The following is a 26,195-nucleotide window of genomic DNA, read 5'->3' on the forward strand; positions in this document are numbered from 1 at the left end:
CTCAGCATTATGTTGAAACGGCCGATTGCCCCAGGATGCCCATGAACGCTCGCCACCCCGCCCCCTCCATCGCCTCTCCCCCCGACGACCGGGCCGCCGCAGTGCTCGCCAGGCGGGTGGTGCTCACCGAGCTGGTCGAGGACGACCGGCGCCAGGCGATCGTCGCCCGCAACGCCGATCCACGCCGGGTGCTGGTGAGTGGTCGCTTCCTGTCGGAGCGCTATGCGTCCGGCCTCTGCGTCGAGGCCGGGCACAGCGAGGAGATGACCGATGCCCAGATCGTCGCCACGGCCCCGCCCGGCCTCTTCCTGACGGTAGTGCTCAACGGCGAGGTGCATTTCGGGTTCGATGGCGAGGCGTACGTGCTGCGCAGTCCTCGCAACTCGGAGCCGGGCGGTCACCGGGCCATGGCCGTCAACCTGCGCCGGCAGGCCACCTTCCGGCGCCGGGTGCGACGCGGCGAGCGCGGCCTGAGCAAGGTGCATATCCGGGTGCGCTCGGAGTGGTTCGCCCGCGGCGACAGCGCCACCCTGCAGCGTCTGAACGCCCGCCTGCTGGGCCACCATCTGGCCAAGGCCTACTGGCAGCCCTCCTCCCAGGCCCTGGCGCTGTGCGAGCGGATCCTCGCCCTGCGCGACGAGCCGGACGCCCTGCTACGCAGCCTGCGGGCCGAGACCCTGGCGACCCAAGTGCTCTGCCAGTTCATCGAGGACCTGCTCCAGGAAGCCCCGGCGCCCGCCGACGCTTGCCCGCCTGCTCCCCGCAAGGAAGAGCCGCTGGCCATCGCCATGGCCTTCCTGGAGACTCACCTGCATTGCGACCTGCGCCTGGAGGAGGTCGCCCGAGCCGCGGCCATGAGCGTCAGCGCCCTGCAGCGCCGCTTCAAGCGCGAGACCGGCATCACGGTCTTCGACTACGTGCGCCAGCGGCGCCTGGAGAAGGTGCGCGACGCCCTGCGCCAGGACAACCTGAGCATCAGCGAAGCCGCCTACATGGCGGGCTACAACCACACCTCCAACTTCATCACCGCCTTCAAGCGGCGGTTCGGCATGACCCCCGGAGACATGATCGACAACGATTCTCATTCATTGTAAGGCTCGAGCCGCTCGGCTAAGATGCCGCGCTCCTTCCCCAGCCCCTCGGGTCACCATGCCGAACTCCACGCCCAGTCACACCCCGCTGGTCGCGCTCAACCTGGCGCTGCTGATCAACACGCTGTCGATCGGCAGCCTGATGATGGCCATGCCCCTGGGGGCGGACTTCGTCGCGCCGCTGGGCATGCGCCCGGAACACATCGGCTACATCAGCGGCACGGCCACCCTGGCGGCGGCCGCCGCCAGCCTGCTGGCCGCGCCCTGGCTCGACCGCTGCCCCCGCAAGCACGCCCTGGTGGTGCTGGTGGCGCTGCGCTTCCTCACCCTCGGCGCCTGTGCCCTGGCCCGGGACGGCACCGACCTGCTGCTGCTGTTCGTGATCGCCGGCGCCCTCTCCGGCCCTCTCGGCGCAGTGCTGATGGCCGCCATGCTGGACCTGATCCCGCCCGCCGAGCGGGGCCGCCGGCTGGCCTACGTGGCCATGGGCTTTTCCCTGGCCGCCATCGTCGTGGTGCCCTTCGCCCTCAGCGTGTCCCAGTACCTGGACTGGCGGAGCCCCTTCCTGATCACCGGCGCGAGCGGCCTGCTGCTCGCCGGTGCCACCGCCTGGTGGTTCCCGCCCCTGGGCGCCGCCAGCCGACGGCCCCGCCAGTGCCTCACCACCCTGCTGCGCCATCCGCTGTGCCGAGTGGCGATGCTGGTGGCTGCCGTGCAGATGGCCGGCCACGCCGGCCTGGTGCCGCATTTCGCCAGCTTCTTCCAGTTCAACCTGGGCGTTGCCCGCGCCGACATCCCCGGCCTCTACCTCGCCGGCGGGCTCGCCAGCATCGTCGCCATGCGGCTCGGTGGCCGGCTCATCGACCAGGGCCACGGCCTGCTGGCCGTGGCCGGCAGCAACCTGACGCTGATCGCCGTTACCCTGGCGGGGTTCGCCCTGCAGTGGCCGCTGCCGCTGCTGCCGGTCTTCACCCTGTTCATGGCCATGAGCTCGGCCCGCTTCAGCGCGACCCAGGCCATCGTCTCGGCGATTCCCGCCCCGGATCAGCGGGCCGCCTTCATGGCCCTGCAGAACACCATGGTCAGCGTGGCCTCCGGCGCCGCCGGCATCGCCAGCGCCGCCTACCTGGGCTCCGCCGCCGACGGCGCCCTGATCGGCTTCGACCGCCTGGCCTGGCTGGCCGCCGGCGGCATTCTGTTCGCCCTGGGTGGCATGGTGTTCATCCTCCGCCGGCTGCGCGCAACGGACGCGGCCTCGGCCACGCCGGCCGAGGTGCCAACCGGCGGCTAGGGTCGTACAGGCATGGGGCCCCTGTCGGAGATCGCCTACAGCACGCCGCGTCGCAGCCAGGCGTAGGTGGCGCCGATCACCGCCCCGAAGACGATATGCGCCAGCAGGGTCGACAGCGGCGCGATCAGCCCCAGACCCAGCCCGAACAGCCCGGAACCGGCCAGGGGGAAGACCGTGACCATCACCACCAGCCAGCTGGCCACGCCGAACTCCAGGCCGCGGCGGGTCTCGGTGCGCCCCGGCAGGTGGGGCACCAGCAGGGCGAACAGCAGCCCCCAGATCAGGGTGCCCACCACGTAGTGGATGCCCCATGCCACCAGCCGGCTGTCCGCCGTGCCGAGCAGGTCCTGGGCGGCCAGGTTCATGACCTCGATGGGGTCGTACCAGGGCATGACGCCCGCCGCCAGACGCAGGATCAGGATCATGGAGATGACGAAGGTGGCCACGAAGCCGGCCAGCATCCCCCTTACCAGACGAGTGCCCATGGCGCATCTCCCGGCTGCCGTTGTGACTCCCAGTGTAGAAGCTCGCCGGGGCACGGCTCCCCGGGTGGCCAGGCCCACCGCCCGGGCCCGGAGCTCATGCGCTCCTGCCGACCCGCCGTCGGCTCATCGCAGCGTCGGATAGCCCTCGACGAAGACCCAATCGGTCTGCTGCGCCGGAACGTGACAGCCCTTGCAGGTGGCTTCGAAGCTCTCCGACACGTTCTGGTCCGGGGCGTCGGCCTTGAACAGCGCCCAGCCCCAGCCATTGCTCCAATGGGGGCCGTCGAACCGCCCCCGGGCGTCCTTGACCATCACGAACCAGACCTGCGGCTCGCCGGCCCACAGCGCCGGCCCGGTGGTCTTCTCGCCGGACTCGATCCCGCGAATCTCCTTGATGAGCACGGTGCCATCGGCGAACTCGCCGCTGTCCCGGTAAGCCCGGGCGGCCTCGGGCTGGGTGTACACATCGTGGAAGCCGGCGCCCGGGGCGTCGGCGTCATCGACCGCCCAGGAGCCCAGATGCACCCAGCCGGCCCGGGCATCCGCCGGCAGCGAGATGTTGCCCTCGCCGTCCACGTGCTCCCGGAAGGTCGTCGTCGCCAGGTCGGCGGCGAAGGCGGGGGCAGCGGTCAGGGCCAGCAGGGCCGCCAGCCCCAGGGCGTTGGTCGTCGTCATGTCCCGTTCCTCCTGTTCAGCTGACGTTTCGCGCGCCTGCGATTGACAGTGTAGGAGGCGGAATAGACGATTGGATTCCAGATGTCTTTAAAGTGCGTCCAGGAGTCTCATCATGGACCGGCTCGCCGCCCTGCTCGACCACTTCCATCTCGCCGCCAGCGTGTTCAATGCCGGCCCGCTGTGCTACAGCTCACGCCATCCGGCCCAGGCGGGCACCGGCTTCGTCCATATCCTGACCGGGGGAACGGTGCAGCTGGAACTGGCGGACGGCTCGCAGCGCCGCTTCGATGAGCCGGTGCTGATCCTGTTGGCCGCCGGCGATGCCCATCGGTTCGGGCCGGGCCCGGAGGGGGCCGAGACGCTGTGCGGGTCGTTTCGCTTCGGGGCCGGCAACCTCTGCCCGATCCATCGCGCCCTGCCGCCGCTGCTGGCGATTCCCCTGCAACGGCTGAGCGGCATGTCCGGGCTGCTGGCGCTGATGCTCGAGGAGATGCGGGAGGCGCGCTGCGGCCGGCAGGCGAGCCTGGACCGGCTGTGCGAGCTGCTGGTGATCCGCTTGCTGCGCTACCTGATGGATGCCGGCGAGGTGGATTCCGGGCTGTTGGCGGGCATGGGGCATCCCAAGCTGGTCAAGGCGCTGATCGCCATGCACGACCGGCCGGCCGCCGACTGGTCGCTGAGCGGGCTGGCCACCGCGGCGGGCATGTCACGCGCCCGCTTCGCCAGCGTCTTCCGCGACACGGTCGGCCAGCCCCCGGCCGAGTACCTGGCGCAGTATCGGCTCAGCCTGGCCAAGACCCTGCTGCGAGACGGCGTGGCGCTGGACGCCATCGCCGACCGGGTGGGCTACAGCAGCCCCTCGGCCCTGGCCAAGGCGTTCCGGCGCCGCACCGGCTACTCTCCGCTGGAGTGGCGCCGGGCCGACGCCGAGGCATCGATCCCCCAGGAGGCGCCCGAAGGCATGGCAGACGCTCGGCTCGGTCCCGGCGCAGGAGGAGGCAATCGGGAACGCTCAGGGGCAGCCCCAGCGACGTCAAGGAAATAAAACACGAAAGTCTTTGACCCACGCCGCCAGGCGTGACACCGTGGCGTCAGTTGGTTGGCAAGTCGCATGGTTCCAGCAGCTTTCGAATCCTTTCGATCGCCTGTAATTGTATTTCTTGTTTTACCCGCTGCTCATCTGGGTGATACCAGAAACTTTACAAGGCGCTAAGCGCGAGAGGTTTATTCATGGCTACTGGCACCGTCAAGTGGTTCAACGATTCCAAGGGTTTCGGCTTCATTTCTCCTGCCGATGGCAGTGACGACGTGTTCGCCCACTTCTCCGAAATCCAGGCTGAAGGCTTCAAGTCCCTGCAGGACGGTCAAAGCGTCTCCTTCGACGTGACCCAGGGCAAGAAAGGCCTCCAGGCCTCGAATATCAAAGCGATCGCCTGATCCCAGGATCACGCACGCTTTCGAACCTCAACGGTTCGATGATCAGGGCCCGCCTAGCGGGCCCTGATGCGTTGTATGCCCGCCAAACCTACCGGCACCCGACACGCAGCCGTCCCGAATCCCCGGGCGACGGCAGCGCTGGCGGAGCATGGCCGGCCCGCCCGGGACGCCTACGCGAAAGGGGGAGACGGCCCGCGTCTCCCCCTTCCCTGCCCCGGCGCGAGTCACGATGAGGTCTCGAGCCTGTCCTGGGTCTTCGTCTCGAAGTCGCCGGCGTCGTGGCGCTCGTGGAGCTGCAGCGCCGGGTCGCCGAAGGTGCGGTTGACCATGCGGCCGCGCTGCACCGCCGGGCGGGCGTCGATCGCCCTGGCCCAGCGCAGCACGTGCGCGTACTCGTGCACGCTCAGGAACTCGGCGGCGTCGTAGAGCCGGCCCAGCACCAGCTGGCCGTACCAGGGCCAGGCGGCCATGTCGGCGACGGTGTAGTCGTCGCCGGCGAGATACTTCGTCTCGGCCAGGCGGCGGTTCAGCACGTCCAGCTGGCGCTTGGTCTCCATGGCGTAGCGGTCGATGGGATACTCGAGCTTCTCCGGCGCATAGGCGTAGAAGTGGCCGAAGCCGCCGCCGACGAAGGGCGCGCTGCCCATCTGCCAGAACAGCCAGTTCAGGGTCTCGGTGCGCCCGGCCAGCTCGCCGGGCAGGAACTCCTCGAAGCGCTCGGCCAGGTAGAGCAGGATGGCGCCGGACTCGAACACCCGGATCGGCTCGGCGGGGCCGTGATCGACCAGCGCCGGGATCTTGGAGTTGGGGTTGATCTCGACGAAGCCGCTGCCGAACTGGTCGCCCTCGCCGATGCGGATCAGCCAGGCGTCGTACTCGGCGTCCCGGTAGCCGAGCTCGAGCAGCTCCTCGAGCATCACCGTGACCTTCACCCCGTTGGGCGTGCCCATGGAGTAGAGCTGGAAGGGATGCTCGCCCACCGGCAGCGCCCGCTCGTGGGTCGGCCCGGCGACGGGGCGGTTGACGCCGGCGAAGGTGCCGCCGCTGGCCTTCTCCCAGGTCCAGACTCTCGGCGGGGTGTAGTCGTTGCCTTGGCGCATGCGGCCTCCTCGATGGCGAATGGCGTGGCTCGGCCTGTCGGGTGGTGACAGATTAGCGTCCTATCAACCTCTCGCCAGACCATAGCCCGTCACGGCGGCGCGGGAAACCATCGAGACGATAGCCGGGCCCTATCGCGGCCCTGCTGCCCGAGACGATGGCCGGACGCGTCACGCACTGAGCGGGGCGACGGCGCCCCTCCCGCCTCAGCGGGCCGCCCGCTGCCAGGCGCGGCGCGCCTCGCGACCGAGGCCCCGGGGCAGGACGAGGCGCGTGGCGCCGAGGTAGCCGAGAAACGCACCAGCGGCCGACTCGAGCGCCTCGGCCAGGCCCTCGGGCAAGCGAGCCGGCGAGATGTCGGGCTCCCAGTGCCAGGCGAGGATCGTCAGGGTGCCCTGCTGGCACTTGGCGTCGAAGCGGGCCACGAAGCGCTCGCCCCACAGCACCGGGAGCACGTAGTAGCCCCAGCGGCGCCGGGCCTGGGGCTTGTAGACCTCCCAGACGTAGTCGAAGGCGAACAGCCGGGCGACGCCGCCGCGGTCCCACATCAGCGGATCCAGCGGCGCGAGAAAGCGCACCTCCCGCGCCGGGGCGGCCGCCGAGTCGGGCGCTTCCTCCAGTGCCGCGAGGGCCTCGGGGGTCGTCCAGTAGGTCGTGCCCTCCACGTCGAGCGCGACCAGCTCACCCCGGGCGATCGCCCGGGCGGCGATGCGATCGCGCTCCGCACGGGGACACGGCAGCGACCAGACGGCGCCATCGGCGGCGGGGCGCAGCAGGCCGGCGGCCTGCACGCGCCGCACCACCAGCCGATGCAGGGCCTCGTCGTCGGCGACGTCCGCCGCGCCTGCCCCCTGGGGCAGCACCCGCTCGGGCAGGTCGTAGGCATGGCGGCCGCCGACGCGATGGTGGGTCATCAGGTGCCCGGCATCCCACAGCGCCTTGAGCAGGTGCCGCGAGCGCTTGGGGCCGTACCAGCTGCCGCGCAGGGCGGGATCGGCCCGCTGGTCGCCGAGCTCGAGGCTGGTCGAGGGCCCCTGGCGCTCGACCTGCGCCACCAGGGCGCGGGCCTCCGGCGCGTCGACGTCCACGCCCCGCCGCTGCCAGCGCCGGGCGAACCAGCGGTGGAACGGCGCCTGGGCCCACCACTCCGCGGGACGGATCAGGCTGGCCTACTTGTCCCAGCCGTCGACCAGCCACCGCAGCCCGTAGGCCGCCTGCTGCCAGTCGCCCTGGCGATAGCCGGGCACCCGGGCCTGCAGCACCAGGTCCGGGTTGGTGCCGACCGGCGCCAGGGGATCGAACTGGATGGTGCCCAGCCGGTGGATGACGCTCGCCAGCGGCGCCGGCCGGCAGTGATAGCGCACCAGCAGCCGGCGGGCGTCGACGCGCGTCAGGGAGAGGCGTTGGGGGGCGGTCATCGGCAATCCTTGTCCCGGCATCGTCGCGAAAGTTCGCCCATCCTAGGGGAAAGCGCGGTGTTTGGCTCGGGCATGCTCGCACCTCCCTACCCGGCCAACCGGCATCGACACGAGACGCAGGCCTGCCCCAGGCTCCCATTGACATCCCTGCCTCAGCTGCATACGTTGACCGTAGCGCCGATTTGACCCTCAGCTTGCGGGCGCTCTACAAGTTCCGCTAAAGCGATCGCCACGGGCCCGCCTTAGCACAAGCTGAGCGGGCTTTTTTGTTGCCCGACATCCGGGCCACCGCCGATTTAAGCACCAACTTGCGGGCGGGATAGAAATGCAGCTAAAGCGGCGCACGGCTCCTCTCCCCTGGGTCGGCGTCTGCCGTCCACCGCAGGGGATACGGAGACCGACATGAATCCTCACCTTCATTCTGCACAAGGGGGGCCGCGCCCCGCCTCCATCGACCGCCCTCTCACCGGCTCCCGCCGTCAGGCGGCTGGGTTGCTGGACAGCCTGGCAGAGGATGACCTCGTCCGCCCGGAGCTTCGCAATGACGCCATCCTGGCGTCGGCGCGGCGCACCGCGACCGGCACGCCGCGTGCCACGCTCCACCAGGCGGCCGGTTCGCGGCCCCTCGATGCTCGCTTCGAGGAGGAAGAAGCGTGAGCGCCGAGGCGCCGACCAGCAAGGTCACCACGGGCAGACGCCGCTCGATCCAGTAGTCCAGCAGCGCCGCCGCCCGGGCCGAGCCCGGCGCCGTGGCCGAGTGCCACTCCGCCAGGGTGCCGAGCTCCCGGACCCGGGCGCGGATCAGCCGCATCAGCCGGGCGGCGACGGCACGGGGCACCACGGCGTCGAACAGCGCCACCTTGTTCGGTTAGCAGCGGTAGAGGTTGCAGGCGGAGAGGCCAGCCTCGCGTCCCCTGGATTGGCAACGGCTCGCCGAACTGCCCTGGAGTCTGCCGCCCCCCATCAATTGCGGGAGGCGTCGGCGTACGGTTGCTGCACGCAGAGAGCGCCTCCGAAGCACAAGCGCGTGGTGAGGTAGAGCTCCTCAACTGGTGCTCGACGATTCGCCCCGCTCGTCGCTCGAGATCCTTCGCTGTGCGATACCGGAGCCTTGCCCACAGCCCCCTAATCCGTGCGGTATCCCACCTCGATATGCGTCTTGCCCGACAACCGATAGATCGCGACGTGCTCGTGCATTGGTAGGGACTTCATCCAACGGCGAAAGTCGGATGGTGTAACGTCGTCCGGCATTCCCCTGGCAAAGGTGGCATCGTCCGCCGCCGCCCTGTACAACGTGAATCCGTCCAACCGGTTCCGATAGAAGGCCGCGACATCTTCGACAGTATCTGAGGTAGTCATCATGACGACGGATACCGCTCCTTCCCCTAGCGGCTCGCCGTCGATCCCGGGAAGGCCGCTCGTATCCTGGTGGTGCGCCGTCAGTTCATGATCCGGATATAACGGGAGGGTCACCTCGTCCCGCGTCGCTTCGGCGTCCTGAGCCATGACGGCCTTGGCGTCCTCGAGCCTACGCATCGCCTCCTCGGGAGCGGGGGCAGGCGTTGCGCCATCGGCATGGGACTGGCACGACTGCAACTCGGCCTCCGATACGCCGGTGCGCTGTCGGGTCTGGCGACCGATGCAATCGCCGAAGGCGGCCATATGCTCTTGCTCTGCTGGGGCGAAGTGTTCCGCACAGGCTTGCACCACCTCCTCCGCAAGGCGTCCACACCGGGATGTCTCGACGCCCAGGCAGGAGGCCATCTCCCCCTCCGAACAGGACTGTGTCAACTGTTCCCTGACTCGCTCGAGCCCCTGTTCACGGTCGATCGCATAGGCGGGCACTGCCGTGACCACTCCAAGCGTCAGAAGCAACGCGTATCTGCTCAGCATCATGATTCAACACTCCTTATCGATGCTCCTCACCCAATGCATGGGGAGGTTCTGGTGACAGCCACGAGAACGTCCGCTCCAGGAAGGCACGGCCATGGCCCCGTTGCCAGACACCATGGGCCATGATGACGTTCTCGGGATCGTAGGCGAGCAAGCGGCGGACAGCGGCTCGCGCCTCTCGCCGCCGGAAGGTGGACAACCGCACCTCGAGCGGGGCCTTCGGCGCCGCCTCGGTGATGCTCCACAGGTGGGCAATGAGCCGCTGCCACGGCGCCCAATGGCGCCCCAGGAAGTCACGGCTCAAGGCCTCGCTCAGATCGGCCAACAGGGCCGTACGAGATTGCCGATGGAAGAACATCATCTCGTCAAGCAAGGGGGAACCGCGAAACTGGACGTGCTCGAGGGTGCCGCGCCAGGCAACCGGTGGCGTGTCGTCCAGGACGCCATCGAAGCGCAGGTCACGGCATTTCCGGACCGTTGACGGCATGCCCCAAAGCTTGGCTGCCGGAAAGGCCGCCCGCCAATCCGCCAGGCCGAGATGATGAAGCTTGTTGGGGCTGACCAGATGCGCCACCGCCCCCAGCCCCGACACCTCGGTCATCAGTTCGTCGTCCAAGGGAATGGGCGACCATACCCATAACGTTCCATTCGGCAGGCGCACGAGCACGCTGCGGGTGGGATAGGGAAATCCATAGAAGCTGACTATAGGGCCCTCCACTATCCAGACGTCGCTGTCGACTCGCACCAGCCGGGAAGGTTGAAGCATCTCTGTTCCTCGCCAACGAAGCATCATCCTGCACCAGGGCCGACACCAGGCCGCCTAGTCTACGCCGGCGCTACGCGGAGGAAGCCCCGCACCAGGCGCACGACACGATCCGCGATGTCATCGATCTCGGCCTGCGTGCCTATCAGCGCCGGCAGCAGCCGAATGGTCTTGTCGCGGGTGACGTTGATCAGCAACTGCTGCTCCCTCAATGCCCGCGTGACCAGTTCGGAGCAGGGACGATCCAGCTCGATACCCACCATCAAGCCATGCCCCCGAATGGCCACGACGGCCTGCTGATCGGCCAAGCCCGCCTGCAGTGACTCGAGCAGGCGGCGCCCCAGCACGGCGGCATGGGACACGAGCCGTTCGCGTTCGATGAGATCGAGCACCACACAACCTACCCGGCACGCCAAGGGGTTGCCGCCGAACGTCGAGCCATGCTGGCCCGGCACGAACAGTTCCGCCGCCTGATCGCGCGCCAGGCAGGCCCCAATGGGCAGCCCATTGCCCAGTCCCTTCGCCACCGTAACGACATCCGGCAACGCCTCCGCATGCTGATAGCCGAACCAGGCGCCGGTTCGCCCGAGCCCCGCCTGGACCTCGTCCATCATCAGCAGCCAGTCGTGCTCCCGGCACAGCCGCCGGAGCTCGCGGAGATACGCCGTGGAGGCGACCCGCACGCCCCCCTCGCCCTGCACGGACTCGATCAGGACCGCCACGACGTCGCGGGTCTCGTTCGCGACCCGCCGCAGTGCATCGATATCGTCGTATGGCACCCGCACGAAACCCGGCATCAGGGGCTCGAAGCCTCGATGCACCGCGGGGTTGCCGGTGGCGGCCAGGGTCGCGAGGGTGCGGCCATGGAAGCCGTTCTCCATGACCAGCACCCGAGGCGAGGCCACTCCGCGGCGGTGTCCGTGCAAGCGCGCCAGCTTCAGCGCCGTCTCGTTGGCTTCGGCGCCCGAGTTGCAGAAGAAGGCACGCTGCATGCCGGCGAGCGAGCACAGCCGTCGCCCCAGCCGCTCCTGCCACTCGATGCTGTAGAGGTTGGAGGTATGCACCAGCCGCCGGGCCTGATCGGCGATGGCCTCGGCAACCTCCGGGTGCGCGTGCCCCAGGTTCGTGACGGCCACCCCGGCGATCGCATCCAGGTACGCCCGACCGTCGGCGTCCCAGAGATAGACCCCCTTGCCCCGTTCGAAGACGACGGGTTCCCGCGCATAGGCCTGCATCAGATGCGGCGAGGGCTCGGCGACTCGCGGCGTGGCGCCCAGCTCCACGTCGGGCTCTGCTGTCGAGTTCATGTTAGCGTCCTGAAGATGGGTTCCCTGCCGATGACGCGCATGCCATCGGGTCCCGTTTCCAACCAGCGCCGCCCTTCCTCGGCGGCCTGGAATCCCGGCTCGATACCCTCGCCAGCGGCGAGCCAGTCGGCGGTCGCCCGGACCAGGTGCTGGCGCCAGGCCGGTCCGTATCGACATGCCCCAGCCGCCGAACGACGAGGCAGTGATCGACATGCTCGAAGCTCCGTCACCAGCACGGGCCGAGGCATGGGCCACGGCCTACCCTGCGACGGGTATTCATGCCTCCTCCAGGCCATCCAGCCAGGTCGAGAAGACCGCACGCGCCGCCACCGTCAGCCGTTCGCCCAATTGTCCGGCGTCTCGACGCAAGGTGCGCGGGTCGATGCCGGCCTGCTCCAGTTCACCGGCATGTCCCACCAGCCAACGCTCGATCTCGTTCACATCGGCCTCCAGGTGGAACTGCAGCCCCAGCACGTTGCGCCCGATCGAGAAGGCCTGATGGGCGCCGACCGCGGTACTGGCCAGCCAGGCCGCCCCTTCCGGGATCTCGCACTGGTCGCCGTGCCAGTGCAGCACCGGCGTATCGCCGAGCGGAGCCAGTACCGAGTGCTCTCCCTCGGGCGTCAGGGTGAGCGGGGCGAAGCCGATCTCCTTGACGCCCAGGGGCAACACCTCCGCTCCCCGGGCCCGGGCGATGAGCTGGGCCCCCAGACAGATGCCGAGCAGGGGCCTCCCGGAGGCCAGGCGCCGGCGCACGACGCCCAGCTCGCGCTCGAGGAAGGGATAACGCTCGTCATCGCAGGCGCCGAGGGGGCCACCCAGGACGATGAGCAGGTCGGGCCGTTGCGCCTCGCGGCCGCCGAGGTCATCGCGGGAGGGATCGAGGTATGTCACCGCATAGCCGCGCTCGTGAAGCACGGTCTCCAGGGTGCCGAGATCCTCGAAGTGGATGTGACGGAGGGCTAGCGCTGTCTTCATGCTGGACATCCTTGGCCGGGGAGAAGAGACGTGAGCTAGGGGGAGGGCCAGAAGTGGCTATCGGGCAGGCGCCGGGCGCCATAGATCGCCTGCCCCACGCGGACGACCGTGGCGCCCTCCTCGATGGCGACCTCGAAGTCACCGGACATGCCCATCGACAGCTCGGCCACCCCGTCGCCGTCGGGTACCTCCTGCCGAATCCGGTCCCGCAGCTCCCGTAGCCGAACGAAGCACTGCCGCACCCGCGGGACATCCGGCGAGAACAGCGCCAGCGTCATCAGGCCACGCACGCGAAGGGCGGAATACGCCGGCAGCCGACGCACGAAGGCCTCGACCGCCTCCGGCGGCAGGCCATACTTGCTCGATTCCCCCGAGGTGTTGACCTGGACGAAGACGTCGAGACTGCGGCCCAGTGCCTGCAGGCGCCGGTCCAGCGCCTCGGCCACGCGCAGGCTGTCCAGGGCCTGGAACTCGGAGGCGAAGCGCGCCACTTGCTTGGCCTTGTTCGTCTGAAGGTGTCCGACGAGTGACCACCGCAGATCCTGGTCGGACAGCGCCTGCCACTTGCGATGGGCCTCCTGCACCTTGTTCTCGCCCAGTTCCCGGAAGCCCGCCTCGACGGAGAGCCGGATGCGAGCCTCATCCACGGTCTTGCTGATCGGCAACAGACGCACCTCGGCAGGATCCCGGTCGACACGTCGGCAGGCCCGGGCGATGCGCTCGCGGACGCTGGCCAGGTTGCGGGTGAAGTCCTCGCGCGTCCTGGCTTGCGGATAAGGCGACGGATCGGCGACGCCACAGGGGGATGAAGCGCTCAAGATCGGGACCCTCCCTGGCAGTTCGAAGCGAGACTGTACGGGCTGGCGGGAGCCCTCTAGAATTTCACTATGTCAGATTAAAGTATGTCATAGGACAAAATGCAAATCACCGGAAAATCCGCCGCCGAGATCTTCGACAGCGTTCGCCTGCTGGCCCAGTCGGGCCGGCTGCAACCGGGTCAGGCGCTGCCCCCCGTGCGCGACCTGGCCGCCAGGCTGGACGTCAACCGCAACACGGTGGCGGCCGCCTACAAACGACTGGTCACCGCCGGGATCGCCGTCACACGAGGGCGCCTGGGCACGGTCATCCGCGAGCCGCCCAGGCTGGGCGAACAGGAAGGCGCCGCCCCGGACACGCGCCTCAGCGATGTCGCGAGCGGCAATCCCAATCCCGACTGGCTGCCGGATATCACCGAGGCGGTGGTGCGAGCGGGCTACCGGCCGCGGTTGTACGGCGAGGCCACCGTCGATCCGGGCCTGGTCACCTACGCCCGCCAGTGGTTCGCGGGGGACGTCCCCGAGCGACACGAGTTCGAACTGGCCCACGGCGCCGTGGATGCCATCGAACGGCTCCTCGCCGCGCACCTCGTGGCCGGTGATCGAGTGGTGGTGGAGACCCCCTGCTTCCTGGGCAGCCTCAATGTGTTGCGCGTCGCAGGCCTGGAGCCGGTGGGGGTGCCGGTCGACCGCGAAGGCATGCGCGTCGACGCCCTCGAGCACGCCCTGTCCGCCGGGGCGCAGGCGGTCATCCTGACGCCGCGCGCGCACAACCCGACGGGATGCGGCCTGAGCGCCCGACGCGCCCGGGCGCTGAGGCGGGTCCTCGAGCGCCACCCGCACGTGCTGATCGTGGTGGACGATCATTTCGCCCTGCTGGCAGACACGAGCTACCACTCGGTGATTCCCGAGTCGGCGCAGCGCTGGGCACTGGTGCGCTCCCTCTCCAAGTCCCTCGGACCGGATCTCCGCATCGCGCTCATCGCCAGCGACCCGCAGACGGCCCAGCGCCTGCGGTTGCGTCTCGCGCCGGGATCGACCTGGGTCAGTCACCTCCTGCAGGACATCGCGCATGCCTGCCTGACCGACGACGCCGTGGCATCGCGCATCGCCCTGGCACGGGAGGATTACGCGCGGCGCCGCCGCCGGCTGGTCGCCGCCCTGGCGGATCGGGGCCTCACCGCCGCCACGCCCGCCGATGGCCTGAACCTGTGGATCCCCCTGGCGCGGGATAGTCGCCCCCTCGTCTTCGCCCTGGCCAAACGGGGCTGGCTCGTTCGCGGCGGCGAGGCGTTCGGCGTCGGCGAGCCTGTGCATGGCCTACGGATCACGGTATCGGAACTCGACGAGCCACAGGCCGGGCAGTTGGCCGATGACCTTCGGGATAGCGCCCAGGAAGGCGGAGATGACGGCCCGATGGGTGGATAGGCGACGCCGTCGCCTCGCCCGCGAAGATGCCATGGCCACGGCAGCCGTTCATCGCTTGATCGGACGACTTCCTTCCAGCGACCGAGGCGCTTGCCATCACCCCGCTAGCACCCCGCCAGCAGCGCCTCCAGGCCGGCGAGCTGGTAGCGCCAGAAGGCCGCGAAGGCCGCGCGGATCTCGTCCGCATCGTCATGCGCGCGCAGGATCGCGACGATCATGTCCAGGGTGCTCGAGAACAGCTGCACCAGCACCACCCGCGGCACGGGACCCGAGCCCTCCCCGGCGGTCCGCGAGGCGACATAGGCGTCGGCCAGGCGGGTGAGCTCCCGCACGATCAGCGGCCGCACATGGGCCAGGGCGGAGCCCTCGGCCCCGGCCAGCAGGATCACCACGGGCAGGCGCCGCTCGATCCAGAACGCCAGCAGGGCCTCTGCCCGGGCCGAGCCCGGCGCCGTGGCCGAGCGCCAGTCGGCGAGGGTGCCGAGCTCGCGGACCCGGGCGCGCATCAGGCGCAGCAGCCGGGCGGCGACGTCCCGGGGCACCACGGCGTCGAACAGCGCCGCCTTGTTCGGATAGTAGCGATAGAGGTTACCGGTGGACACCCCGGCCTCGGCGGCGATGTCGGTCAGCCGCGCCGCGGCGAAGCCGTCCCGCGCGAAGGCCTCGGCCGCGGCGGCCAGGATGCGGGTGCGAACGGCGGTCTTGAGGGTCTGGGGCATGGCCTACTCCACCCCCTTCGGCCGGCGGTGGTGCCAGGGCGCCGCCCGCTCGAGCTCCAGGGCCAGGCCCAGCAGCCGCGCCTCCTGGCCCAGCGGGGCGGCGAAGTGCGAGCCGATCGGCAGGCCCCTGGGCGAGACATGCAGCGGCACCGACATGGCCGGCCAGCCGGCGATGGAGGCGATGGCGGTGTAGCCGGCCAGGGCCTCGGTGAAGGCCGCCGCCTCCTCGAAGGGCTGGGTGCCGCCGTGGCGGCCCAGCGGGAAGGCGGGAAAGGCCACGGTGGGGCACAGCAGGACATCGAACCCGGCCATGGCGCGATCCGCCGCGTCGGCGGCTGCCTGCAGCGTCGCCGCCGCCTGTGCGCCCGCCTCGGGCGGCAGGTCCCGGGCGCGCGCGATCAGCTCGCGGGTGTAAGGCTCCAGGCGCGCCTCGTCGAACGCCGGCCCCATCAGGGCGCGCAGCTGCTCGCAGGCGCCACCCAGGGTCAGCGCCGCCGAGGCGAAGAAGGCATCCCCCGCGGCCCGGGCATCAAACCGCGGACCCTCGGTGTCCACCACCTCGTGGCCCAGCGACTCGCAGAGCCGCCGGGTCGCCTCCAGCGCCGCCGCCACCTCCGGCTCGGGCCGGGTGCCGTCGGCGGTGCGCCGGTAGAGGCCGATGCGCAGCCGTCGGCGCAGCGGCTCGGTCACCCGGCCGACCTTCCCGCCCGGCAGGCCCGCCTCGTCGCGTTCCACCACCGACAGCCAGGTGGCGCTGTCGCGCACGCTGCGCGACACGCAGTGCTCGCTGATCAGCCGGGTGAAGGGGGTGTCGGCGGGCTGGCCGGTGGACAGGTGCCGCCCCCGGCTGGGCTTGAAGCCGAACAGCCCGCAGAAGGACGCCGGGCCGCGGATCGAGCCGCCCCCGTCGGAGGCGTGGGCGATGGGCACCATGCCGGAGGCCACGGCGGCCACCGCCCCGCCGGACGACCCGCCGGGCGAGCGTTCGAGATCCCAGGGATTGCGGGTGGCCCCGCAGGCCAGGGTCTCGGTGGTGCCCAGCAGGCCGAACTCCGAGGTGGTGCTCTTGCCCAGCACGATCAGCCCGCTGGCGTCCAGCGCCTCGGTATAGGCCGAGCCGGCCGGCGGCACCTGCCCCCGGAACAGCCGCGAGCCCATCCCGAGCGGCAGGCCGGGATAGGCGACGAGATCCTTCAGCAGCGTCGGCACCCCGGCGAAGGGCCCCGTCGTCCCGCAAGTCCGCGCCTTCTCCCGGGCGAGCTCGGCGTCGCTCGCCGCCACCGCGTTGATCGCCGGGTCCAGCCGCTCGATGCGGCGGAGGGCCGCCTCCACCAGCTCCGGCGGCGTGACCTCGCCTCGCTGGACCAGCCGCGCCTGGGCCGTGGCGTCCAGGCGGTCCAGGTCGTCCTCGTTATGGCTGGCGACGCGATCGGTGGTCATGGTGCCCTCCTCGTCCCTACTACAAGTAAAAAGCGAATGCGTTATTCACTTTAGTCCCGAATCCCGAATTCGCCAGCCCAAACTGGCTGCTTCCAATAGCCTTGGAGATACTTGGCTCGGGCACCGCGCCATTCGGCTCATGGCGCCAACCCCCTCAACGACGCACGGCCATCGAGATCAGCTCGCCCGAGCGAAACGCGCCAGCCGCACGTCCACGGTAAGGGAAAGCGAGGTCAGCGCCGCGGCCCTCTCGCGCCCCTCGGCGCCGGCGCGGTGCAGGTGCGGCGTCATGGCCAGCAGGTCGGCGATGGGCGCGGCGCCCTCGAGCTCGATGGCGTAGCGCAGCGTCTCGCAGGAATGCCGCGTGAAGCCGTCGGGCGCGGCCGCGTCGCCCTCGCGGGGCGGCTTCACGCTCGGGTAGATGATCTCGCGCAGCTCGCGCAGGTGGTCCGGCCCGGCCTCGACCAGCAGCAGCTCGCCGCCGGGCTTCAGCACGCGGGCGAACTCCGGATAGACGGGGAAGCCGAACAGGCACAGCACGCGGTCCAGGCTGCCGGCCTGGACCGGCAGGTGCGCGTTGGTGCCCACCACCCAGGTGGCACCCTGGTGGAGCTTGGCGGCGGCCAGCACCGCCCACTTGGAAATATCCACGCCCAGCAGGGCCAGCGCCGGCGCGTCATTCTGCCCTTCGGCGACCTCGACCAGCTCGCGCAGATAGAAACCCTCGCCGCAGCCGGCATCCAGGCAACTAAGCGTGCCGCAGGCCGGCGCTTCCGCCAGCACGGCGCGGCTCACCGCCTCGGCGATGGGCCGATAGTGGCCGGCCTCGAGGAAGCGCCGGCGCGCCGCCACCATCGCCTTGCTGTCGCCCGGGTCCCGGGAGCGCTTGTTCTGTACCGGCAGCAGGTGCACGTAACCCTGGCGGGCGATATCGAAGCTGTGCCCGGCCGCGCAGCGCCAGGCGCCATCGCTTCTCTCCAGCGGGTCGCCGTCCAGCGGACAGGCCAATGCCTCGAAAGATGAGGTGCTCATGGGTCGCCCATCCCCTTCCTTTGCTGCATTCATTGCGCGAGGCACAACGCGCTCATGCCGCGGCGGTGTTCATGATCGCGTCATCGAACCCTACCCGATGGCGCGCGGTGGGCGACATTATACGCGGGCGGCCAGCCTTCCGACGGCGGCGATGGTCTCGTCGCGCTTGACCAGCCGCGCCTGGGCCGTGGCATCCTGATCTTACCCATCAACCGTGGAAACGTGTCGCTGGACACCAAGTTTTATCACACCTCACCTATATTCCGAGGCATTCTTTCCCCTCCACCTTCAAACAACCAGCTTCAGATCTCGTTCAACCCCTTTATCTTTAACTGAGCTCAAAGCAGGCCAACTTCTTAAACTGCTGATATCAAGCTTATTTTCCAACAACCCTTGCTTAACCATTTCCACACTCTCTTCAAGCTTACCCATCACAGAGTAAACAGCAGCCTTGACAAAGTAATTCCTACTTCCTCCAAGCTGTGCCTCGAGCCTTGCCTTATCAACTTTTCTCCCCATATTCTTGCAAGCCAGCTCGTAGTTCACTATTTCAGCTGTATAAGATTTATCGAAGTTCACTTTCCTCAAAAAACCTTGCAAGACCTCCCTGGCCTCTGAATTCCTATCCAGCTTAATCAAATAGTATGCCTCTGTAGCAACATTGAAGCCACTCCCCCCATGCAAACTCTGCAGAGATTTAACTGCCTCCAAAGCTTTAGCATAGAACCCAAACTCATCATAGTACTTTATCTTAGACTCCAGGCTGGCTACCGCAGTAAACTCTTTATCTACCTTCTCAATAACCTCTTTAGATTTTGACTCATCTTGCAGCGCTATGTAACAGTCCAAAAGGAGGCTAAGGGACTGGTAATCTAAATCCGAATAATGAATCTTCCCTAGCATAGATACGGCACGTTCAAAATCCCCCAGCCTCTTCGCAACTACCGATGCACAACGAAAGATCGCGGAAGGGTTCTTATAAAGGTCTTTCTTCTCACATAGCTCATCGACAATCGCACCAAACTCACACTCGGCCCCCATCACATCCGCAGAATATACCGCTAGCGAGAGGTAACCTGTAAACCGGTAATTTTCAACGCACTCTTTATGCGAAAGAATATCTTCAAAGAACTCTTGAACACTATCTTTACAGCCTTTATCCCCAAGATGCTTAGAGTTTAGAGCTATGTAATTCTTTGTGTACGGCCCCTGTTTTTTCAGATCATTCAGAAGACGCGTTTTTTCAGCGTCTTTTTCTTCTTCGCTAACACTTTTTTTGCTTATTAAAGAAAACTTCTTTGCCCAACTACGATTAGTGTTAGAAGGATTCAACTCCAGACTGCGATCAAGAGCTCTCTGAGCCTCTTCCAATTTCAACTCTTTGTCATCAACATCACCTTTCTCCAAACTTTCAATCAAAGCCCCTGCAAGCAAATCATAGTTACTGAAATCATAACCATCAATATCAATAGCCTTCTTTAATATGGCAGCCTTTTCTGTGAAATTAAACTCCATAGATGCCATTGCAGAGTAAGGAAAAGTATCATTTTTATCATATGATATCAGCTCTTTATAACACCCCCTTGCACTTTCATCTTGATTTGAAGCTCTGTAGGCACGAGCAACAGACTTCAAAAGCAAAGCATACAAATCTGGGCTGGGCGACTTATTCAACTCTTCCTCGCCAAGCTTAACAGCATCATGATACTTGTCATCCCCAATAAGGCTCTCTATTTGTATAAGCATTGAGAACTCATGATCCTCAAGATTCGTAGCCTTATTTTTCTCATTCATCTCCTGAATCAGCTTTGATATATTGTTTTTAGTCTTTTGCTTCTCCAGCCTTTCTATATCATTTCTTATTATATCTGAAGAGCTTTTCAGCAGAGCACTGTTGGATGTATACGACTCAATTATTTTGCTGGTTTTGTTTTTCACCAAACCATCTTCTAAAGAAAGAGGCTCACAAAGATCACTATTCAGCTTGGCAAACAGCTCATCGAACCCATCGATCACAACATAATAAACCCTTTCTTTCCAAAGCAGCTTTCTTAAATCCTCAGAAATATAATCCCCTTTCCTAAAACACCAATACAGGCCGTGCGATAAAAAATCATCGAACCGAAGGATATGGTTAACCACATCCATAATAGATCGATCACTCCCAGAATAGCCTGCAACAATCAAACCCTGACCTTTCAGTAACTCCACAAACTTGTCTTTTATATTCTCCTCTAAAGACTCCGTCTCCCTAAGGGAACTTTTTATATCATCAAAAAGATAATCTCCATGGAGCTTTACGATCTTAGGCCTGCTGGAGGTTTTATTTAAGCTCGAAACAGATGAATCATGCGCACAAAGCATAGGCCTTTTATCGGAATAATGATAAAAAGCCTCATTAACCAAATCATCGAAGTTTGTGGTAAATATAGTATTTATGTAGCTATTTTTAACCAAATTAACTAGGTAAGCATACCCTATCGAAGGTATCTTATCAGCCACCAGCTGCTCAATAAACATTCTCCTTTGACTTGGGAGATCGTATTTTTTCTCAAAAAGAGATGAGTACTCATTACTAGAATTAAACCAACTAGAATGATTCTTAGAAAAATAATCTGTAGCAACCTCCGACGAGTAACCTTCCAGATCACCATTAAACTCAGAATACAGCTCCCTCTTCCACCCCTCTATCAACTCACCTCCAGAAGGTATGCCAGAAGAAACTGAGCATCCCGCGCCTAACAGGACGCAATAATTAGGGGCCAGCTCCACCCTAGTCTTTAAAAACCTAACCAGATCCTCTACTGACCTTGATTTATTAGGGTTTTGCTTAGCAAAATCTTCGATCTTCATGAAAACTTTCCATCTAAGAATTAAATCAACTCTTACAAAATAGCAAAGAACACCACTCCATGGGAATAAAAACATCTCAAAAAAGTAAGCAGTCACTCACCAAAAGCATCACAGCCAGGCTTGCAGCCAACAAGGCTCGGCGGTCTCAATGACCAAGTGCAACACGTGTGATCTTGTCCAGCAGCAGTGGACACTTCGTTAAGACAGTACACTGAGACGAGGTGACCCATGGCAAGGTAAGCGCTTCGATGAAGAAGCCCCGTACCCGCTACTCCCAGGACCACAAGGCCGAATCCTTGGCGCTCGCCGACCGTGTCGGCATCAGTGCTGCCGCCCGAGAGCTAGGCCTCCAATCCAGCCAGCTCTACCAATAGTGGACCAAGGCCCAACAGCAGCAAACCGCTTCAGTCCGCGAGCAAGCCTTGACCGACGAGAATGCCCGGCTCAAGCACTAACTGGCCGAGAAATCGGAACAGCACAAGGTGCCCACCCTTTCCCTGCGACTCCTTTCGCGTTGTGCTCTCCTGCTCCTGCCTATCGGCCGCCACCTTGGGGGCTGAAGCCTAGTTAATCTTAGACAGATCACGTTTGGCAACAAAAAAGCCTGCCGATAACGGCAGGCTTTCGTATGACGCAGGTGATGCTTTGGGGCTAGGCGGCGCTCGTCCGCCCTGCCCTGGCGATCACTCCCACTCGATGGTCGCCGGCGGCTTGCTGCTCACGTCGTAGGTGACGCGGGAGACGCCGCTGAGCTCGTTGATGATGCGGTTGGAGACCTTCTCCAGCAACTCGTAGGGCAGGTGCGCCCAGCGCGCGGTCATGAAGTCGATGGTCTCCACGGCGCGCAGGGCGATGACCCACTCGTAGCGGCGGCCGTCGCCGACCACGCCCACGGACTTCACCGGCAGGAAGACGGCGAAGGCCTGGCTGGTCTTGTGGTACCAGTCGGCGTTGTGCAGCTCCTCGATGAAGATGGCGTCGGCCTCGCGCAGGATGTCGGCGTATTCCTTCTTCACCTCGCCGAGGATGCGCACGCCCAGGCCCGGCCCCGGGAAGGGGTGGCGATAGACCATGTCGTAGGGCAGGCCGAGCTCGACGCCGAGCTTGCGCACCTCGTCCTTGAACAGCTCGCGCAGCGGCTCGACCAGCTGGAGCTTCATGGTCTCGGGCAGGCCGCCGACGTTGTGGTGCGACTTGATGACGTGCGCCTTGCCGGTCTTGGCGGCGGCGGACTCGATCACGTCCGGGTAGATGGTGCCCTGGGCGAGGAAGTCCACGCCCTCGATCTTGGCGGCCTCGGCATCGAAGACGTCGATGAAGGTGTTGCCGATGATCTTGCGCTTCTCTTCGGGGTCGGCCACGCCCTGGAGCTTGCCCAGGAACTGGTCCTCGGCGTCGACGCGGATCACCCGCACGCCCATGTGGCTGGCGAAGGTCTCCATCACCTGGTCGCCCTCGTCCTTGCGCAGCAGGCCGTTGTCGACGAACACGCAGGTCAGCTGGTCGCCGATGGCCTTGTGCAGCAGGGCCGCGACCACAGAGGAGTCCACGCCGCCGGAGAGGCCGAGCAGCACGTGGCGGTCGCCGACCTGCTCGCGCACCCGATTGATCTGGTCCTCGATGATCTGGGCCGGGGTCCAGTTGCGCTCGGCCTGGCAGATGCCGAGCACGAAATGCTCGAGGATGCGCTGACCCTGGAGGGTGTGGGTCACCTCGGGGTGGAACTGCACCCCGTAGAAGCGCTGCTCCTCCCAGGCCATGGCGGCGATCGGGCAGCTCGGGGTGGAGGCGATCACGCTGAAGGCGTCCGGCACCTGGGCGACCTTGTCGCCGTGGCTCATCCAGACGTCGAGCAGGCTACGGCCGGTCTCGTGATCGATGTGGTCGGAGATGTCCTTGAACAGCGCGGTCTCCTCGTCGATGCGCACCTGGGCATAGCCGAACTCGCGCTTGTGGGAGCCCTCCACGGCGCCGCCGAGCTGTTCGGCCATGGTCTGCATGCCGTAGCAGATGCCGAGCACCGGCAGGCCCATCTCGAACACGCACTGTGGGGCGCGCGGCGAGTCCAGCTCGGTGACGGACTCCGGGCCGCCGGCGAGGATGATGCCGTTGGGGGCGTAGGCGCGGATCTCGTCCTCGGTGATGTCGAAGGCGCGGATCTCGGAGTAGACGCCGATCTCGCGCACCCGGCGGGCGATCAGCTGGGTGTACTGGGAGCCGAAGTCGAGGATCAGGATCTTATGGGCGTGAATGTCGGTCATCTGGCCTTTCCTATGCGAGGCGGGCAAAACGGATAGCGAACTCTCGGCGCCGAAAGCAAAAGCTGGAAGCCGCCCGGCGGCGCGCTTCCAGCTCGTCATGCTACGGCGTCAGGCGGGCATCAGCCGGCACGGTAGTTGGGGGCTTCCTTGGTGATCTGCACGTCGTGGACGTGGGACTCGTTGAAGCCGGCGCCGGTGATCTGCACGAACTCCGGCTTGGTGCGCATCTCCTCGATGTCGGCGCAGCCGGTGTAGCCCATGGAGGCGCGCAGGCCGCCCATCAGCTGGTGGACGATGGCGCCCATCACGCCCTTGTAGGGCACGCGGCCTTCGATGCCTTCCGGCACCAGCTTCTCGACGCCGGCCTCCTTGTCCTGGAAGTAGCGGTCGCTGGAGCCCTGGGTCTGGGACATGGCGCCCATCGAGCCCATGCCGCGGTAGGCCTTGTAGGTACGGCCCTGGTAGAGCTCGATCTCGCCCGGGGCCTCCTCGGTGCCGGCCAGCAGGCCGCCCACCATCACCGCGCTGGCGCCGGCGGCCACGGCCTTGGCCAGGTCGCCGGAGAAGCGGATGCCGCCGTCGGCGATCAGCGGGATGTCGTAGGGCTTGAGCGCCGCGGCGACGTTGGAGACCGCGGTGATCTGCGGCACGCCGACGCCGGCCACCACACGGGTGGTGCAGATGGAGCCCGGGCCGATGCCCACCTTGACGCCGTCGGCGCCGGCCTCGGCCAGCGCCTTGGCGGCCTCGGCGGTGGCGATATTGCCGCCGATCACCTGGATCTGCGGGAAGTGCTCCTTCACCCAGGCCACGCGCTCGATCACGCCGCGGGAGTGGCCGTGGGCGGTGTCGACGATGATGGCGTCCACGCCGGCCTCGGCCAGGGCGGCGATGCGGTCCGGCGTCTCGGGGCCGGTGCCCACGGCGGCGCCGACCAGCAGGCGGCCGTCCTCGTCCTTGGCGGCGTTGGGGAAGGTGCGAGCCTTCTCGATGTCCTGGAAGGTGACCAGGCCGCGCAGGCGGAACTCGTCGTCCACCGCCAGCATCTTCTCGACGCGGTGCTCCTGCATCTTGCCCTTGATGACGGGAAGCTCGGTGCCCTCGGCCACGGTGACCAGCTTCTCGCGGGGCGTCATGATGTCGGCCACGCTGTCGCCGTGGTTGGGCTGGAAGCGCATGTCACGCTCGGTGACGATGCCCACCAGGGTCTCCCCCTCCACCACCGGGAAGCCCGAGAAGCCGTATTCCTTGGCCATCGCCAGCAGATCGGCGAGCTTGGCCTTGGGGCCGACGGTGATCGGATCCTTGACGATCACGCTCTCGTGCTTCTTGACCTTGCGCACCTCGGCCGCCTGCTGGGCGATGGTCATGCTCTTGTGGATGATGCCGATGCCGCCTTCCTGGGCCATGGCGATGGCCAGGCGGGCTTCGGTCACGGTATCCATGGCGGCGGAAGCGAGGGGGATGTTGAGGTAGAGGTCGCGGGTCAGGCGTGTCCGGAGGCTGACGTCCTTGGGCAGGACCTCGGAATAGCCGGGTACGAGTAATACGTCATCGAACGTAAGAGCTTCTTGGGCCATACGTAGCATAATCGGCAACACCCCAGTGCGCTGGTGGGAGGAGGGCAGTGAAGTTAATCCACCATTATAACGGGCCCGGCCACATCCCGGCAATCCAGCGTGTGGCGGGCGACTCGGGAGGATGGCGGCATGCTTAGCCGGCTCATGATAGGCTTACGACACCACGCTCGCGGCCGCCGCGCCCCCACAGGAGATGCTCACGCCTTGCCCCCTCCCCTCGCCCCGCTGCTGCGCTTCCTGCCCACCCTGGCGCTGGGCCTCGCCGGCGGGGCGGTGGCCTTCGCCGTGAACCTGCCGCTGCCCTGGCTGCTCGGCGCGATGCTCGCCACCACCGTGGCGAGCCTGGCCGGCGTTCGGCTGCGCTCGCCGGGGCGCGGCCGCCAGGGCGTGCTGGTGGTGATCGGGGTGATGCTGGGCTCGGCCTTCACCCCTGAGATGTCCGGCGCCCCGGGGCCGTGGAGCCTGAGCCTGGCGGTGATGCTGGTGGCCACGGCGGCGATGATGGCCTTCTCGGTGTGGTTCTCGCAGCGCGTCGCCGGCCACTCCCGGGAGACCGCGCTGTACGCGGGGGTGCCGGGCGGGGTGTCCACGGTCACGCTGATGGCGATGGCCTCCGGGGCCGACCTGCGGGTGGTGGGCATGACCCATGCGGTGCGCATCCTGGTGCTGCTGGTGGCGATCCCGCCGGTGCTCGAGGCGATCGGCCACGTCGACCTGGCCGGCGCCCGCCCGGAACCGGCGCGCTGGCTGTGGCTGCCCGGCTCGGCGGATGCGGCCTGGCTCGCCGCCGCGGGCCTGGGCGGCGCCTGGCTGGGGCGGCGATTGCGCCTGCCCAGCGCCCTGCTGTTCGGCCCGGCCCTGGTCTCGGCGGCCCTGCACCTCACCGGCGTCACCCATGCCGCGGTGCCGCCGACGCTGCTGGCCCTGGCCCAGGTGCTCATCGGCGTCTCGGTGGGGGTGCGCTTCGCCGGCACCTCGCTGGCCCGGGTCGGCCAGGCGCTGGTGATGGCCGTCGCCCAGGCGCTGGTGCTGCTGGCCCTCGCCGTGCTCGCCGCCTGGCTCGGCCACCTGCTGACCGGCATCTCGGCCGCCGCGGCGCTGCTCGCCTACATGCCCGGCGGCGCCCCCGAGCTGAGCCTGGTGGCGCTGACGCTGGGCATCGATCCGGCCTTCGTCACCACCCACCACCTGCTGCGCATCAGCGTGCTGGTGCTGCTCCTGCCGGCGCTGCTGCGTCCCATAACACGTTCGCAAAGTTAGAATCGCAGCGCGCTGGGACGTCACACGCCAAGACGCGCGATGAAATGCGCGACTCTCCTCTCCCGACAATTATTCAAAGCCGCCTGATAAACAGCAGCGCAGATCGCCCGGTGATACGATCGCCAGCCCGAGAAGCAACGCCGGCGAAGCATGCCGCCACGCGCCGGCCCTGCTCACGAAACCATTTGCGCATAGCAACTGTGCCCCCTTCGGCCATTCCGTGACCCCCAACTGCGCAACGGTCTTGCCATGACTCGAGATCTCCCGCTCTGCAAGCTCGGCAGCTCATGAGATCGGCCGAGAAATGGCAAGAATGAAGGCAGTCACATGCCCCCTGTTTTCGCTCCAGAAATACACAGTCTCAAAGAGGC

Annotated in this window: 23 protein-coding genes; 7 read left to right on the forward strand and 16 right to left on the reverse strand. The window is 66.3% G+C overall.

Annotated features, from left to right (window positions below; genetic code table 11):
• Positions 1-41: 41 nt before the first annotated feature.
• Positions 42-1,094, forward strand: coding sequence for a helix-turn-helix transcriptional regulator (locus tag QC818_RS07975; protein WP_309652309.1), 1,053 nt, complete (start codon positions 42-44; stop codon positions 1,092-1,094).
• Between the two features lie 55 nt (positions 1,095-1,149).
• Positions 1,150-2,382, forward strand: coding sequence for an MFS transporter (locus QC818_RS07980; RefSeq protein WP_309652310.1), 1,233 nt, complete (start codon positions 1,150-1,152; stop codon positions 2,380-2,382).
• Between the two features lie 35 nt (positions 2,383-2,417).
• Here QC818_RS07980 and QC818_RS07985 read toward each other — a convergent pair whose 3' ends face one another.
• Together QC818_RS07985 and QC818_RS07990 are read right to left on the reverse strand one after the other, a co-directional pair.
• Positions 2,418-2,867, reverse strand: coding sequence for a DUF6789 family protein (locus QC818_RS07985; RefSeq protein WP_309652311.1), 450 nt, complete (start codon positions 2,865-2,867; stop codon positions 2,418-2,420).
• A gap of 123 nt (positions 2,868-2,990) precedes the next feature.
• Complete coding sequence (locus QC818_RS07990) at positions 2,991-3,542, reverse strand: cytochrome P460 family protein (protein WP_309652312.1); 552 nt, start codon at positions 3,540-3,542, stop codon at positions 2,991-2,993.
• Positions 3,543-3,654: 112 nt separating this feature from the next.
• Here QC818_RS07990 and QC818_RS07995 point away from each other — a divergent pair, with 112 nt between their 5' ends.
• Together QC818_RS07995 and QC818_RS08000 are read left to right on the forward strand one after the other, a co-directional pair.
• Positions 3,655-4,587 carry an AraC family transcriptional regulator gene (locus QC818_RS07995; protein WP_309652313.1) on the forward strand — a complete coding sequence of 311 codons (933 nt, stop codon included), beginning with the start codon at positions 3,655-3,657 and terminating at the stop codon, positions 4,585-4,587.
• 185 nt (positions 4,588-4,772) lie between these two features.
• The gene (locus QC818_RS08000; protein WP_309652314.1) at positions 4,773-4,979 is read left to right on the forward strand and encodes a cold-shock protein; all 207 of its coding nucleotides are present in this window, start codon (positions 4,773-4,775) and stop codon (positions 4,977-4,979) included.
• Between the two features lie 224 nt (positions 4,980-5,203).
• Here the strand turns inward: QC818_RS08000 and yghU are convergent, their stop codons facing one another.
• The 3 genes from yghU to QC818_RS08015 form a co-directional block, all read right to left on the reverse strand.
• A complete protein-coding gene (gene yghU / locus QC818_RS08005; RefSeq protein WP_309652315.1) occupies positions 5,204-6,079 on the reverse strand; it encodes a glutathione-dependent disulfide-bond oxidoreductase in 876 nt (291 codons plus the stop codon).
• Positions 6,080-6,283: 204 nt separating this feature from the next.
• Positions 6,284-7,240 carry a DNA glycosylase AlkZ-like family protein gene (locus QC818_RS08010; RefSeq protein WP_309652365.1) on the reverse strand — a complete coding sequence of 319 codons (957 nt, stop codon included), beginning with the start codon at positions 7,238-7,240 and terminating at the stop codon, positions 6,284-6,286.
• A gap of 6 nt (positions 7,241-7,246) precedes the next feature.
• Positions 7,247-7,495 (reverse strand): hypothetical protein, encoded by a 249-nt coding sequence (locus tag QC818_RS08015; protein ID WP_309652316.1) that lies wholly within the window; start codon positions 7,493-7,495, stop codon positions 7,247-7,249.
• 492 nt (positions 7,496-7,987) lie between these two features.
• On the opposite strand from QC818_RS08015, the gene QC818_RS08020 reads away from it, so the two are divergent.
• Entirely contained in the window at positions 7,988-8,152 is a 165-nt protein-coding gene (locus QC818_RS08020; protein ID WP_309652317.1) for a hypothetical protein, read from the forward strand.
• Between the two features lie 468 nt (positions 8,153-8,620).
• On the opposite strand, the gene QC818_RS08025 is transcribed toward QC818_RS08020, so the two are convergent.
• The 5 genes from QC818_RS08025 to QC818_RS08045 all read right to left on the reverse strand — a co-directional run bounded on the left by QC818_RS08025 (position 8,621) and on the right by QC818_RS08045 (position 13,254).
• On the reverse strand, positions 8,621-9,391 hold the full coding sequence (locus QC818_RS08025; protein WP_309652318.1) for a hypothetical protein: 771 nt from the start codon (positions 9,389-9,391) through the stop codon (positions 8,621-8,623).
• Between the two features lie 13 nt (positions 9,392-9,404).
• Entirely contained in the window at positions 9,405-10,154 is a 750-nt protein-coding gene (locus QC818_RS08030; RefSeq protein WP_309652319.1) for a DUF4336 domain-containing protein, read from the reverse strand.
• A gap of 59 nt (positions 10,155-10,213) precedes the next feature.
• Positions 10,214-11,458, reverse strand: coding sequence for an aspartate aminotransferase family protein (locus QC818_RS08035; protein WP_309652320.1), 1,245 nt, complete (start codon positions 11,456-11,458; stop codon positions 10,214-10,216).
• A gap of 276 nt (positions 11,459-11,734) precedes the next feature.
• A complete protein-coding gene (locus tag QC818_RS08040) occupies positions 11,735-12,436 on the reverse strand; it encodes a glutamine amidotransferase (RefSeq protein WP_309652321.1) in 702 nt (233 codons plus the stop codon).
• Positions 12,437-12,471: 35 nt separating this feature from the next.
• Entirely contained in the window at positions 12,472-13,254 is a 783-nt protein-coding gene (locus QC818_RS08045) for a YggS family pyridoxal phosphate-dependent enzyme (RefSeq protein WP_309652322.1), read from the reverse strand.
• A 99-nt stretch (positions 13,255-13,353) separates the two neighbouring features.
• Here QC818_RS08045 and ptsJ point away from each other — a divergent pair, with 99 nt between their 5' ends.
• Entirely contained in the window at positions 13,354-14,679 is a 1,326-nt protein-coding gene (gene ptsJ / locus QC818_RS08050) for a MocR-like B6 salvage transcription factor PtsJ (protein WP_309652323.1), read from the forward strand.
• Positions 14,680-14,783: 104 nt separating this feature from the next.
• On the opposite strand, the gene QC818_RS08055 is transcribed toward ptsJ, so the two are convergent.
• From QC818_RS08055 to guaB, 6 genes are all read right to left on the reverse strand, one after another.
• Positions 14,784-15,398: a TetR/AcrR family transcriptional regulator gene (locus QC818_RS08055; RefSeq protein ID WP_309652324.1), complete on the reverse strand. Its 615-nt coding sequence runs from the start codon at positions 15,396-15,398 to the stop codon at positions 14,784-14,786.
• A 3-nt stretch (positions 15,399-15,401) separates the two neighbouring features.
• Positions 15,402-16,838: an amidase gene (locus tag QC818_RS08060; protein WP_309652325.1), complete on the reverse strand. Its 1,437-nt coding sequence runs from the start codon at positions 16,836-16,838 to the stop codon at positions 15,402-15,404.
• Between the two features lie 177 nt (positions 16,839-17,015).
• Complete coding sequence (locus QC818_RS08065; protein ID WP_309652326.1) at positions 17,016-17,870, reverse strand: putative RNA methyltransferase; 855 nt, start codon at positions 17,868-17,870, stop codon at positions 17,016-17,018.
• Between the two features lie 288 nt (positions 17,871-18,158).
• Positions 18,159-20,723 (reverse strand): SIR2 family protein, encoded by a 2,565-nt coding sequence (locus QC818_RS08070; protein WP_309652327.1) that lies wholly within the window; start codon positions 20,721-20,723, stop codon positions 18,159-18,161.
• 683 nt (positions 20,724-21,406) lie between these two features.
• Complete coding sequence (guaA, locus tag QC818_RS08075) at positions 21,407-22,984, reverse strand: glutamine-hydrolyzing GMP synthase (protein WP_309652328.1); 1,578 nt, start codon at positions 22,982-22,984, stop codon at positions 21,407-21,409.
• 119 nt (positions 22,985-23,103) lie between these two features.
• Positions 23,104-24,573: an IMP dehydrogenase gene (gene guaB, locus QC818_RS08080; RefSeq protein ID WP_309652329.1), complete on the reverse strand. Its 1,470-nt coding sequence runs from the start codon at positions 24,571-24,573 to the stop codon at positions 23,104-23,106.
• 195 nt (positions 24,574-24,768) lie between these two features.
• On the opposite strand from guaB, the gene QC818_RS08085 reads away from it, so the two are divergent.
• Positions 24,769-25,824, forward strand: a complete 1,056-nt coding sequence (locus tag QC818_RS08085; RefSeq protein WP_309652330.1) for an AbrB family transcriptional regulator — start codon at positions 24,769-24,771, stop codon at positions 25,822-25,824.
• Positions 25,825-26,195 lie beyond the last annotated feature (371 nt).

It is taken from the genome of Halomonas koreensis (assembly GCF_031451675.1).
GTDB lineage: Bacteria > Pseudomonadota > Gammaproteobacteria > Pseudomonadales > Halomonadaceae > Halomonas > Halomonas koreensis.